Below are 13,202 nucleotides of genomic sequence, written 5' to 3'. Positions count from 1 at the left end.
TTGGCTATGGGAGCGGGATTCGCTCACCCCAAACCTGAAGGCGCCGCCACCTAACCGAGCGATATGAGCTGAATGCTCGCGGAGTAGATATGCAAAAGAGTAAAAACAAACAGGACACCCTGGCGGCGATCAATGCGCTTGTCGAGATTGCGTATGATCAGGGATTTGCGGACGGACACGGAGTCGGCAATCAAGTCGGTTTCGTAGCCGGTGTCATGAGCCTCAAAGCTGCATTGGCCTGCGGCTTACGGCATGGCTCACCTGAGTGCGGAAAGGCCCTTGAAAGCCTCAAGCGCATCGGGATCGACGAGTGAGAGAAAAGTACGGGTCATTTCCCTGCTTAGCTTCATGATTGAAGCTCAGGGATCAGGTGCTTCTGCGGTAGGCCAACAGGCGCAAGGCGTTGAAGACGACCAACAGTGTGGAGCCCTCATGGATCGCAACAGCGGCACCAATGCTCAAGCCCATGATGGTGGACGGAACCAGGATGGCCACAATCCCCAAGCTGACGAACAGATTCTGGTGGATGATCGATCGCGTGTGACGGCTCAGCCCCACCGCAAATGGGAGTTGCCTGATGTCGTCAGCCATAAGCGCGATATCAGCCGTTTCCAGGGCAACATCAGATCCAGCAGCCCCCATTGCGATACCAACGCTCGAACTGGCCATGGCAGGGGCATCATTGACGCCGTCACCCACCATGGCCACCTTGGCGCTAAGGCGCAGGTTTTTGATGGCCTTGACCTTGTCTTCCGGCATCAGGTCTCCCCACGCTTCATCTAAGCCAACTTGTTTGGCTACAGCCTCTGCAACGCGGTTGTGGTCTCCAGAAATCATGACCATGCGTTCGATGCCCATCTCTCTAAGCTTCTGGAGTGCCTCTTTGGCCCCCTCCCGGGGTGTGTCCAATAGCCCGATAGCGCCCAGATCCTTGTCAGCACGCCGTACCACCATGGTGGTACGGCCTGACTGACGTAGACGCTCCGCAGCCTCCAGGGCTGCCTTGCTGAGTGCGGGAATACCATTGGTACCGAACATCTCGACCTTGCCAATCCAGACGAACTGCCCATCAAGCTCAGCACGCACGCCGCGGCCAATCATGTTGCTCATGTTCTTGGCTTGGAATCGGCGCCGTGTGCCAATCATCTCTTCACCGTCACGCACAATTGCCGCAGCCAGCGGATGGTCGCTCATCGACTCCACAGCGATGGCGACGTTTAGCAGATCCTCGATCTGCGTGCCGCCTATGGGTATTACATCGGTGATACGTGGGCGCCCTTCGGTCAGGGTACCGGTCTTGTCGAATGCCATGGCATTCAATGATCCAAGCTCTTCAAGTGGCGCACCGCCCTTGATCAGCACGCCACCTCGGGCTGCCCTGGCGATGCCAGAGAGAATGGCGCTTGGTGTAGCGATCGCGAGCGCGCAGGGGCTGGCTGCAACCAGTACGGCCATCGCCCGGTAGAACGAGTCACGGAACGGCTCGTCAAGGAAAATGCCGGCAAATAGCAGCCCGACTACCAGCAGTAAAACCAACGGGACGAATATGCGTTGGAAGCGGTCCGTGAATCGCTGGGTCGGTGACTTCCTGACTTCGGCTTCACTGACCATCTTGATGACCCGCGCCAAGGTACTCTCCGTAGAGCGCCGTGTTACCTCAACCTCGATGAGCGTTTCGCCATTGATGGTACCGGCGAAGACTTTCGAGGCTGCATCCACTGCATCTGGCTTGCTGCGTGCGAGTTCGGCATCAGGAACAGGTTGCTTGTCCACGGGGACGCTCTCACCGGTTACTGGCGCCTGGTTGATACTTGAGGAGCCTACGACTACAAAACCATCGGCCGGCAGGCGGTCATTGGGGCGCACGATGACAACGTCACCGGGAACCAGCAGCTCCACGGGCATCTCCACCGTGCCATTTGCTCTGCGTACGATCGCGGTGGCTGGTGCGAGCTTGGACAGTGCCTCAATCGCTTTCTTGGCCCGCCCCATCGCGTAGCTTTCAAGGGAATGCCCCAGACTGAACAGGAACAGCAGCAGAGCCCCCTCCGCCCAGGCGCCGATGCTCGCGGCACCGACTGCGGCGAGAAGCATCAGCGAGTCGATCTCGAAGCGTTTCTGACGGATGTTGGTAACCGCTTCCTTAGTGGTGAACCATCCACCGAACACGTAGGCCGACACGTACAGAATCAGAGGCAGACGATCAATCAGGCCAAGTTTTCCTGCGAGAGCTCCGGCACCCAGGAGAGCACCACAGATCAGCGCGAAAATCAGCTCTGTGTTCATTCCAAAAATGCCGCCATGCTCATGGCTATGACCTTCATGCCCGGCTTGGTCATCAGGGCGTTCAAGCAAACTCTTCATAACTCGTCCCTTCTGGGGTCAAGGCTTCCAATTGCCCTCTGCAGTTGGGGAGCCGTCTCTGTTGGTTGGCTAAGATCTATTGCACGGTTTGCCCGAGCCCAGGCGTTAACATTTCGAAGCTATGGGGTATCGGGCGTAATAAAAAATGCCAGGCACTGCCTGGCATTTATGAATTCTCTAATTGTTCTGTTCAAATCGTTTACTACTTGTTGTTGATGCATTGCGAATACATCGAGTAACGAACAGTCTTGAGCGTGCCCTGGGAGTCCTCGAAGGTCATCAACCGTGGATAGACCTGGCAGGTACGGGGGTCCTGCGACTGACGTACGAATTTCGCAACGTCTATCTTCATGCCATATTTGTAATCCTGAATCTCTGGCATTGGCTTGCCATTTTTCTCCGCGTACTTGGCCACTGCGGTCTGGTGTTCCTTGGTGTATTGAAGCTGCTTGCTCTCGGAGAAAGTGTTGGCCTGCGAAGCCACCGAGAAAACAACAAGTGCAGCAGCGATAATTAGCTTTTTCATAAAACCCTCTCAATTTCAAAACTTCTCGGGCGTAACCTTAGCAATGCATAGGCATCACCGGCATGACGAGAAACTTACAATTTTGAAAGGTAAGTGCATCTACTTCACTTTAAACAAAAAAGCCCACAACACGTGTTGTGGGCTTCTCTTTAGCGGAGGCTGTTAGCTAACCACTTCGGCCTCGTCGCCGTCTTCATCCTTGCGGTGTGCCCAGTGATACAGGGCAGGCAGTACCAGCAAGGTCAGTGCGGTGGAGGACAGGATCCCGCCAATCACCACCGTCGCCAATGGCCGCTGAACTTCGGCACCGGTGCCGGTGGCCAAAGCCATCGGGATGAAGCCCAGGGACGCTACCAAGGCTGTCATCAGAACAGGTCGCAGACGGGTCAATGCACCTTCATCGACTGCCTGTCTGAGCGTTCGTCCCTCCTCCCTTAGCCCGCGGATGAAGGCAATCATCACCAGGCCGTTCAGTACTGCAACGCCGGACAGTGCAATGAAGCCGACACCTGCCGAGATCGACAGTGGGATGTCCCGCAGCCACAACGCCACAACACCACCGGTGAGTGCGAATGGAATACCGGTGAAGACCAGCATGCCGTCCTTCAGGTTGTTGAACATCAGGAACAACAAGGTCATGACCAGCAGCAAGGCGACTGGAACAACGATCTGCAGGCGTTTGGCAGCCGACTGCAGCTGCTCGAACTGGCCCCCCCAAGTCGTCCAGTAGCCCGCAGGGATTTGCACCTTCTTGTCCAGCGATGCGGTCGCCTCCTCAACGAAGGACCCCAGATCGCGGCCTCGAACGTTGGCGCTGACGATAACCAGACGTTTGCCGTTCTCGCGGCTGATTTGGTTCGGGCCCAGTTGCAGGTCCAGATTGGCGACCTGGGACAGCGGGATGAAGCCGATCTGATTGGCACCCTGTGCCGCATTGGCAGGTACCGGGATCAGCAAGCTGGACATACCCGCTACGTCGGTGCGAACGGTCTCTGGTAGGCGTACTACCATGTCGAACCGACGGTCGCCCTCATACAGCGTGCCGGCCTGACGGCCACCCACGGCGATAGCGATCGAGTTCTGAACATCCGCGATGTTCAGGCCGTAGCGTGCTGCTTTTTCGCGGTCAATGTTGATGGTCAGCACCGGCAGGCCGGATGTCTGCTCAACTTTCACTTCCGATGAGCCCGGGACCGCTTTGAGCGCTGCCGCGATCTTGTTGGCGGTGTTGTTGAGCACGTCCATGTCATCGCCGAAGACTTTCACAGCGACGTCACTACGCACGCCCGAAATCAGCTCGTTGAAACGCAGTTGGATTGGCTGCGACAACTCGTAGTTGCTTCCTGGAACACCCGCTGCGGCCTTCTGCACTTCAGCAATCAGCTCATCACGAGGCTTCTTCGGGTTAGGCCACTGATCCTGAGGCTTGAGCATGATGTAGGCGTCAGAGGCGTTCGGCGGCATCGGGTCAGATGCAATTTCTGCGGTACCCGAGCGTGCGAACATCCGCTCAACTTCAGGCACCTGCGCAATCACCGCTTTCTCCAGACGCTGCTGCATCTCGACAGATTGAGTGAGGCTCGTTCCAGGCACACGCATGGCCTGCATCGCAAAGTCACCCTCACTGAGGCTTGGGATGAACTCGCTACCCATACGACTTGCCAGCAAACCACTGAGCACGACCAAGGCTACTGCGGCCGAGAAAGCGATGTTCCGATGTCCCAGCACCCATTGCAGAACCGGTTCATAGCGCAGTCGAGCTGTGCGCATGACCACGCCTTCCTCTTCCTTCACCTTGCCAGTGACGAACATGGCAATAGCTGCAGGAACAAAGGTAACGGACAGGACCATTGCACCCAGCAGCGCCATCACAACGGTGAAGGCCATCGGGTGGAACATTTTGCCTTCGACGCCGGTGAGGGCGAAGATCGGCAGGTACACCACCATGATGATCAGCTGACCGAAGATCAGCGGCCGGCGAGCTTCTCGCGCCGCGGCAAAGACCTCGTGGAAGCGTTCGGTTTTGGTGAGCATGCGGCCATGCTTATGTTGCGCATGAGCCAGTCGACGGATCGCGTTTTCTACAATAACCACGGCACCGTCGACGATGATGCCGAAGTCGAGTGCCCCCAAACTCATTAAGTTGGCACTGACCTTGTTGTTGAACATGCCTGTGAAGGTGAACAGCATGGACAGCGGAATCACCATCGCGGTGATCAGAGCCGCACGGATGTTGCCGAGGAACAGGAACAGAATGGCGATAACCAGGATCGCGCCTTCCACCAGGTTCTTCTTCACCGTCGCGATGGCTTTTTCAACCAGGTTGGTACGGTCGTAAACAGTCACAGCCACCACGCCCTTTGGCAGGGTGCGGTTGATGTCCGCCAATTTGGCGGCGACAGCTTGAGATACGGTGCGGCTGTTTTCACCAATCAGCATGAACACGGTACCGAGCACGACTTCGCGGCCGTTCTCAGTAGCAGCACCTGTACGGAGCTCTTTACCGATGCTGACGTCAGCAACGCTGCTGATGCGAATCGGTGCACCATCCACACTGGTGATCACGATGTTGGCGATGTCTTCGATATTGCCTACCTGACCCGGTGCACGGATGAGCAACTGTTCACCATTACGCTCGATGTAGCCGGCACCGACGTTGGCGTTGTTACTTTCCAACGCTGCGACCAGGTCATTGAGTGTCAGCTTGTAGGTAGCCAGGCGCTTTGGATCCGGCGCAACCAGGAACTGCTTGGCATAACCGCCGATGGTATTGATCTCGGCCACACCCGGGACGTTACGCAGCTGAGGCTTGATGATCCAGTCCTGGATCACGCGCAGGTCGGTCGGGGTGTACGGCGTACCGTCCTCTTTGACCGCGCCATCTTCGGCTTCAACAGTCCACAGGAAGATCTCGCCGAGGCCGGTAGATACCGGACCCATGACGGCCTCTACACCTTCTGGCAGCTGTTCCTTCGCAACCTGCAGCCGCTCGTTGATCAACTGGCGGGCAAAGAAGATGTCAGTGCCATCCTTGAAGATCACGGTGACCTGAGACAGGCCAGAGCGAGACAGGGAACGGGTCTGCTGAAGGCCCGGGAGACCGGCCATGGCCGTTTCAACTGGAAACGTGATCCGTTGTTCGGTTTCCAAGGGCGAGTAACCAGGCGCTGCAGTGTTGATCTGCACCTGGACGTTGGTGATATCGGGTACCGCATCGATGGGCAGCTTTTGATAGCTGTAGATACCGATACCCGCCATGATCAGAACGGCGATCATTACTACGATGCGCTGCTCGATGGCGAATCTGATGATACGTTCAAACATGAGAAATCATCCTGTCAGTTCGCATCAGTGACCGTGTTCGGCAGAAGCTTTGCCGAGCTCGGACTTGAGTGTGAAGCTGCCACTGGTTGCTACCTGGGCGCCGGCTTCAATACCGTCGATGATTTCCACGTACCCATTGTCGCGGCGACCCAGTTTTACCGGGCGGGTGTCAAAGCCATCTGGGGTGCGTACGAATACCGAAGGTTTGTCTTCAACGGTCTGCACAGCGTGCTCAGGGACCGCTACGGCAACTCGATCGGTCTGGGAGGTGACCGCAATGTTTACGAACAGGCCTGGACGCCAGGCGCCGTTGGGGTTGGTCAAGGTGACGCGGACAGTAGCTGCACGGTTTTGCTCGCCCAGCAGGCTGCCGACATAACCCACCTTCCCTTCGACCTCGACGTTCATGTCAGGCGAAGAGACTTTCACTGCACGGCCAGTCGTGACCTTGCCCAGATCTGTCGGCGGAACTGCGAAGGTCGCCCAGACCTGATTCAGGTCGGAAAGGATGAAGGCGTTGGTCGCCTCGCTGACGACTTCGCCGACGGTCAGGTGTTTCTCCACTACCACGGCGTCGAAGGGAGCGCGGAGCTCGTAACGATTACCGCCAACGGAGTTAACCGAGGCACCGATTGCGCCGACCTTCTGCTTGGCGTTGGCCAAGGAGATCTCCGCTTCTTGCAGCGCTTGGCGTGCTTGGAGGTAGTCTTGCTCTGCAGAGATCTTGTCCTGCCACAGTTGCTTCTCACGTTCGAAGGTCACACGCGCCAGTTCGACGCGACGCTGTGCGGCCTGTTGTTCGCTGCGCAGGTCAGAGATCTGCTGGCTGGCGATTACCGCGAGGACTTGCCCTTTCTTGACCGTCTCGCCCAGGTTGGCCTGGACAGCCTCAACAACGCCAGGAACACGAGGAACCACGTGGGCAGTACGATCTTCGTCGAAGCGAATTTCGCCAGGGAAGCTCACGACGGTACCGAGGTCACGAGGCGCTGCAGCTTCCAGGGCAACACCAGCGGCCTTGATCTGTTCAGCGCTGAGCGTCAGCTTGCCCTCTTCTTCACCGCCCTCTTCGCTGTGGCCTTCTTCACCATGGCCCTCATCACCTTCCTCTTTGGCGGCAGATGCGGCTTTCTTTTCGTCGCCATGGCCATCGTTAGCGCCATGCTCGGCAGTACTGGCGGCCTGCTGTCCGGAACTGTTGTTCCAGGCAAGGCTGCCAAATCCGAGGGCTGCCACAGCGGCTACCGCGAGGGCGATCTTGCGTTTGTTATCCATTGCTACTCCTGCTGATCGTAGGCACCGGCTTGTTCAAGGCTGTGTGCCGAAGAAAATGTTTGGCCCGTTCAGCGAGTGCCGGCGGTTGAGCCGACTTCGCCATAAACCCTTTCCACCTGCGCACGCGCATTGGTCGCCGCTGCCAACGATTCGAGGTATTGGCCACGAGCGACGATCAAGGTGCGCTGGGCATCCAGCACTTCGATGAAACCGAATTTGCCCATCTCGAAGCCGCGGGTTGCGGTCTCTACGGCTTGTTGGGCTGAAGGCAGAATGGTCTTGTCGTAGGACTCGACCTCCTGCATGGCGGTGGACCATTGGTTCAACGCGGTTTGGGTTTCGGTGCGCAGGCGCAGCTCAACAGCATTGCGCTGGTCCCGGGCCTGATCTGCACGACGAGAAGCGGAAAGAATGTTGCCCTGGTTACGATCGAACAGCGGCAAAGGCATAGACAGGCCCACAGTGTTGACCCGCTCGCGCACAGAGCGGTCGTACTGGCTACCTACACTGACAGTAAGGTTCGGGATACGCTGAGCTTTCTCTGAGCCGAGCGAGGCATCGCTCTTGTCTATCTGCACCACGGCCTGACGCATTTCTGCTGTTTGGTCGAGCTTAGCCAGCAGATCTTCAGTGCGAGGTGGCAAGCCCGGGGAGAGGGTTGGCGATTCGAGTCGATCAAACACGGTGACTGAGCTCCCGGTAATTTGAGCGAGCTGTTGGTAAGCGGTCGCTTTTTCCGTTTCTGCACGTCGAACTTGCAGCTGGGCTTCGGCCAGTTGCACTTGAGCGCGGGTCGCCTCCACTGGGGACGACTTACCTGCGCGAACACGGCCATCGACGATGCGAAGACCGCGCTCAGTCAGTTCGAGAGATTGCTTGGCCAGGTCGAGACCTGTCTGGGCCCGCAACGCGGCGTAAAAGGCTTGGACGACATCTGCACGCAGGCCGTTAACGCGACGGTCTAACTCAAGCTGTGCGGCGGTCTGCCCGTATGTGGCGACGTCAACACGAGCCCCCCGCTTACCGCCCAGCTCAAGGGTCTGGCTGAGAGAGACAGTCGTCTGGCTGGTGTTACGACGGGTGTCTTCCACGTCATACGAGATTGTGGGGTTGGGGATAAGCCCGGCCTGCTTGCGAGCACCATCAGCGATCCCAATTTCTTGCCTGGCCGCGGCCAGGTCTGGGTTGGCATCCATGGCCGTCGAAAGCGCCTGGGGCAAGCTGATGCTTTGGGCAAGGGCTGCAGGCGCCATCAACCCAGAGATGACTGCACAGAGTGCAGCGATCTTCCAGGGCGAGACGGGGGTCTTGGGTAAGACATTGCGGTTATACCGGGGCACTTTGATGGTCCTCGTGCACAAACTTCGATAAAGCTTGGCGAGAACGCCGAAACAGCTGCCAAGCCCCACTTGATTAGGTGATGGCACTCTAATGAGCGGTAGCTATCAGAGGGGTGGCTAGAAAATTACAATTCCGTAAGAATGTCCTGTAATGCCCGAAAATACTGGGAAACCAAACCCGACACGATGATTTCGTTACAAGCAACGGAGATGGCAAACACGCGGTGCGAAGGCCCGAACAACAGGTAGATGACGAAATTGTAATTTTCCTATCACCCCCCCGTTATCTTCGGCCTGCAAATATGAGCTCGCGCTACGCTAGGCGCGCCGCCTGGTCAGAACAATTAACGACACCCGCGCCGGTAAACATAATAAAAACTGCCGTGAATCAAAGGAGCATCGGATGAAAATCAAAGTACCACTGTATTTGGCGGCAGTTTCTGCGCTGTCTGGAAGCTATGCTATTTCGGCACAGGCAGAAGACAAGCCAGAAGGCTTCATTGAAGGCAGCAGCCTTACAGTGCTGAACCGTAACTTCTACTTCAACCGTGATAACCGCGACAGCACTGCCCCCACTTATAACAGTGGCAAGGGCAACACCAACGGCTACTCCGAAGCCTGGGCGCACGCGATCATCAGCAAATTCAACTCTGGGTTTACCCAGGGAACCGTTGGCTTTGGCGTTGATGCCTTCGCCATGATCGGCCTCAAGCTCGACACCGGTGATGGGCGCAACGGCGGCCGTAGCTCCTTCGACGTGCTACCCGTTGATAACAAGGGCGAAGCTCGCGACGAATACACCAAGGTCGGCGGCGCAGCCAAAGTCCGCTTGTTCGATACCATCGTGAAAGTAGGTGATGTTTTCCCATCGACTCCGGTCGTTGCATCCGGCGACTCTCGCCTGCTGCCAGAAAGCTTCCGCGGCGTGACCGTTGAGAACACCAGCATCCAAGGCCTCACCCTGCAGGGTGGTCGTCTGCATGCGATGAGCCAGCCGGTCTCAAGCAACCTGAACGACAACTTCGTGACGTTCTACGGCGGCCCGGTCAACTCGCCATGGATCGGTTACGGTGGCGGTGACTACTCGATCAACGACAACTGGACTGTGAGCGTCTACGCCAGCCAGCTGAAAGACGTCTGGAATCAGTACTACGCCGGCACCAGCGTGGTTTACCCGCTGAGCGACGATCTGGCGCTGATCGGTGGCTTCAACTACTACAAAGCCGTAGATGAAGGTAAGAAGCGCCTGGGTGAATTCGACAACAACATCTGGAGTGCCAAGGTCGGCGTGCGTTACGGTGCCCATACCCTAGCCCTGTCGCACCAGCGCAACAACGGCGACGACGATTTTGACTACCTGCGTCAGTCGGACTCGATTTTCGTCGACAACTCCATCCAGTACAGCGACTTCAACTCGCCGAAAGAGCGTTCCTGGATGCTGCGCTATGACCTGAACTTCACCAGCTACGGCATTCCAGGCCTGACGTTCATGACCCGCTACGCCAGAGGCTCGGGCGCGGATTACTCGAACGCTAACCAGTTCTACATGCGCACTGATGACAACGGCAACCCGCTCGACAATCAGAAGCGTTGGGAGCGTGACGTCGAAGTCAAATACGTTGTCCAAACCGGTCCAGCAAAAGATCTGTCCTTCCGGTTGCGCCAGGCAACCACACGTGCCACTGCATTCGAATCGGATCTGGATGAAACCCGTGTGATCATTGAGTACCCGCTTTCGATTCTGTAATTCGCTAACTGGACCAGTTATTCATTAACTGGTCCTATTAGTAAAACGAGCATTACGAATTCACCTTGAGTGGCTTAAGTGCTCCTTTGGTAAAAGGTGGATATTTGGCGCCCATTGGGCGCCTTTTTTTGCCTAAAATTCAAGTAGGCGTTCGATTGTACGCATCGCATGCCGGTGAAGTTCATGACTACACCAATGACCAGTCTCTTCAATGTGAGCGACCTCGCCGTCATCTGAGCGGAACGAAGCCAGCACAAAGAAGAAAATAACCCAATACTTCATAAGGTCAAATCACCTGCTGGAGAGAGGGCCCGCAACTGTCAAACCCAAACCGCGACAAGATATACCGCCAGACTATCAACTGTATTACCTAGAAATTACAAATCCGTCATTTGAGCCCCGGCACGCTCATTTTGATTTACCATCCCTTTCAATAATGCCGGCGCGCGTGCGCGGTTAATTGCTCAGTGATATCGAGACAAAATCCCATGCGAATTCTGGTAATTGAGGATGAAGTAAAAACTGCGGAGTATGTGCGTCAAGGTCTGACGGAATGTGGCTATGTCGTAGATTGCGTCCACACCGGGTCAGATGGATTATTCTTGGCTAAGCAGCACGAATATGAGCTGATTATCCTGGATATAAATCTGCCAGAGATGGACGGTTGGCAGGTCCTTGAGTTGTTGCGTCGTAAAAACTGCCCTTCCCGTATCATGATGCTGACGGCGAGAAGCCGGCTGGCGGATAAGGTCCGGGGGCTGGAGAACGGAGCAGATGACTACCTGATCAAGCCATTTGAGTTCCCTGAGCTGCTGGCCCGGGTTCGCGCCTTGATGCGCAGGTCAGATCACCCTGCATCCGTAGAGGTCATTCGCGTCGCTGACCTGGAGCTTGATCAGAGCCGGCACAGGGCATTCAGGGACGGTCAGCGCATTGACCTGACCACGAAAGAATTCGCGTTACTGCATTACCTGATGCGTAATACCGGTGTGGTGCTGAGCCGCACCCAAATTATTTCGCAGGTTTGGGATATGAATTTTGACTGCGACACAAACGTTGTAGAGGTGTCGATTCGAAGACTCAGAGCCAAGATAGATGACCCTTTCGAGACCAAACTGATACATACGCTTCGGGGCGTAGGGTATGTGCTTGAAAAACGATAGTTGCCAAGCTCTCTAGTACCGAAAATCCGCTACATGCTCCCGTCGCTTGCGAACTTGAGGTTTCTGTTTACGATCCGCGGCGCTGATTCCTCACTCAACAAATGAGGTAGGCTGTACATGAGGTATAGCATTGATTATCAGCAGGTTTCGCAAGGACAATCCGATGCCAGCATTGATGCCTGTCCAGCTGACATTGTCTTCAACAGCGACCATGGCCTAGCTCTTATCCCGTGCGTTGGCGATGTTATCAACCTCCCCTCTACGGCGGTCAAAGAAGGGGTTTGCGGCATCGTTAGATCAAGGATTTTCAATTATCTCAGAGGTCCTGAAGAGCTGTACTGTCACGTCAATATTCTCGTTGAGGAGGCGGACATCAATTTCGAAAGTCTCATCTCGGAATACATGCGCAATCAGTCACGTGCTCGCTCGCCTTCTTCATAAAGTCGAAGGCGGGCCAGTCCATTAATGGTTGTGTATGGGTGAGGGTTCAGCAGAGCGAGCGCCTACTGAGCACCAGAGATGAATAGTCACAGCCTAGTGGTTTAACGCGGTACTGCTGGTGTACGCAGGGCCGGACTCATTGTTTTTTGAATGGCGCATTGCAGCACATAGAAATATAAAACCCCGGAAGCAAATACGATTGCGGACAGATAAGCAAACTCAGAGTCTAAAACCCCGGAAACCATATACAATTTAATCGTGATAGAACCCATAATAATTCCGGTACAGTACATGACGCCTGTGAACTGATTGCCCAAAAAACTCAGTATGCCGCTGAAGGCATTGTTCGCACTCAACAGCATTGCTTTCAGTATCGTCCAGCCGAGAACTGGCAGAAAAGCCTTGATCATGAAGGCGAATAACATCGACGATGCAAACAGTTTTATCGGGGTTTCTGCCCACGGCTTGATGGTGCCGTCTACTTCAACGCCGGTATACAAGATGATATTCAGAATAATCGCCATAAGGGTGCATATGCCGAGGCGTATCATTTCCCGCTTAAGCGGGGCCATCATTATCACTGCGTGAATCTTGTTTCCAAAGTATCGTTTTAGTCCTTGGATCGACATTTTTCTTCCTATGCTCTCGGGTATGACGCTGTTGTAGCGTTGTATGACGGTCATGCTTTTACCCGAAGAGAGGTGACGCTTCAACGGTCCTGAATTGCGCAGGGGATCTCATGTCCTTCCCCTGGCTGGGTAGCTTGCTGAGAAATTCTCATCTACCTGCGTGGCAACGATGCGGCCACCCCGCCGCCGTCAGAGCTCTGGAGGACTGGCTGCTGTCAGCAACTCATCGAGTGACGGAACCTTAGCGTTTGCACTGAGGACGAGTGTTCTGGATCGGAGTATGGATACATCAAAGAAAGATTCGCACTCGACTCTTCCGTTTACTTCTCTCCAGTGGGTGACTTCTGGTATCAACTCATTAGGCACCGGGTATAGTGCCATAGGGTTATGGAA

The 13,202-nt window shown here is 55.6% G+C and carries 10 protein-coding genes; 4 read left to right on the top strand and 6 right to left on the bottom strand.

Annotated elements, in window-relative coordinates; translation table 11 throughout:
- Window positions 1-89 precede the first annotated feature (89 nt).
- On the top strand, window positions 90-314 hold the full coding sequence (locus tag ACTJJN_RS10095) for a hypothetical protein (RefSeq protein ID WP_010951451.1): 225 nt from the start codon (window positions 90-92) through the stop codon (window positions 312-314).
- A gap of 52 nt (window positions 315-366) precedes the next feature.
- Here the strand turns inward: ACTJJN_RS10095 and ACTJJN_RS10090 are convergent, their stop codons facing one another.
- From ACTJJN_RS10090 to ACTJJN_RS10070, 5 genes are all read right to left on the bottom strand, one after another.
- Window positions 367-2,364 (bottom strand): heavy metal translocating P-type ATPase, encoded by a 1,998-nt coding sequence (locus ACTJJN_RS10090; RefSeq protein WP_010951452.1) that lies wholly within the window; start codon window positions 2,362-2,364, stop codon window positions 367-369.
- Window positions 2,365-2,566: 202 nt separating this feature from the next.
- On the bottom strand, window positions 2,567-2,890 hold the full coding sequence (locus ACTJJN_RS10085) for a DUF2790 domain-containing protein (RefSeq protein ID WP_003253432.1): 324 nt from the start codon (window positions 2,888-2,890) through the stop codon (window positions 2,567-2,569).
- Between the two features lie 162 nt (window positions 2,891-3,052).
- Entirely contained in the window at window positions 3,053-6,214 is a 3,162-nt protein-coding gene (locus ACTJJN_RS10080) for a CusA/CzcA family heavy metal efflux RND transporter (protein WP_010951454.1), read from the bottom strand.
- A gap of 24 nt (window positions 6,215-6,238) precedes the next feature.
- Window positions 6,239-7,489 carry an efflux RND transporter periplasmic adaptor subunit gene (locus tag ACTJJN_RS10075; protein ID WP_010951455.1) on the bottom strand — a complete coding sequence of 417 codons (1,251 nt, stop codon included), beginning with the start codon at window positions 7,487-7,489 and terminating at the stop codon, window positions 6,239-6,241.
- Window positions 7,490-7,557: 68 nt separating this feature from the next.
- Window positions 7,558-8,829: a TolC family protein gene (locus tag ACTJJN_RS10070; protein ID WP_010951456.1), complete on the bottom strand. Its 1,272-nt coding sequence runs from the start codon at window positions 8,827-8,829 to the stop codon at window positions 7,558-7,560.
- A gap of 403 nt (window positions 8,830-9,232) precedes the next feature.
- Between ACTJJN_RS10070 and ACTJJN_RS10065 the strand changes: the two genes are divergently transcribed.
- From ACTJJN_RS10065 to ACTJJN_RS10055, 3 genes are all read left to right on the top strand, one after another.
- Window positions 9,233-10,576, top strand: a complete 1,344-nt coding sequence (locus ACTJJN_RS10065) for an OprD family porin (protein WP_003253422.1) — start codon at window positions 9,233-9,235, stop codon at window positions 10,574-10,576.
- 488 nt (window positions 10,577-11,064) lie between these two features.
- A complete protein-coding gene (locus tag ACTJJN_RS10060; RefSeq protein WP_003253420.1) occupies window positions 11,065-11,739 on the top strand; it encodes a heavy metal response regulator transcription factor in 675 nt (224 codons plus the stop codon).
- 117 nt (window positions 11,740-11,856) lie between these two features.
- The gene (locus ACTJJN_RS10055) at window positions 11,857-12,180 is read left to right on the top strand and encodes a hypothetical protein (RefSeq protein ID WP_010951457.1); all 324 of its coding nucleotides are present in this window, start codon (window positions 11,857-11,859) and stop codon (window positions 12,178-12,180) included.
- Window positions 12,181-12,281: 101 nt separating this feature from the next.
- Here ACTJJN_RS10055 and ACTJJN_RS10050 read toward each other — a convergent pair whose 3' ends face one another.
- Complete coding sequence (locus ACTJJN_RS10050) at window positions 12,282-12,809, bottom strand: hypothetical protein (protein WP_012269855.1); 528 nt, start codon at window positions 12,807-12,809, stop codon at window positions 12,282-12,284.
- Between the last annotated feature and the right edge of the window lie 393 nt (window positions 12,810-13,202).

The sequence above is a fragment of the Pseudomonas sp. 22515 genome (genome assembly GCF_052044625.1).
Lineage (GTDB): Bacteria > Pseudomonadota > Gammaproteobacteria > Pseudomonadales > Pseudomonadaceae > Aquipseudomonas > Aquipseudomonas alloputida.
The sequence above is the reverse complement of the archived record's forward strand: the minus strand, read 5'-3'. Positions and strand labels throughout refer to the sequence as shown.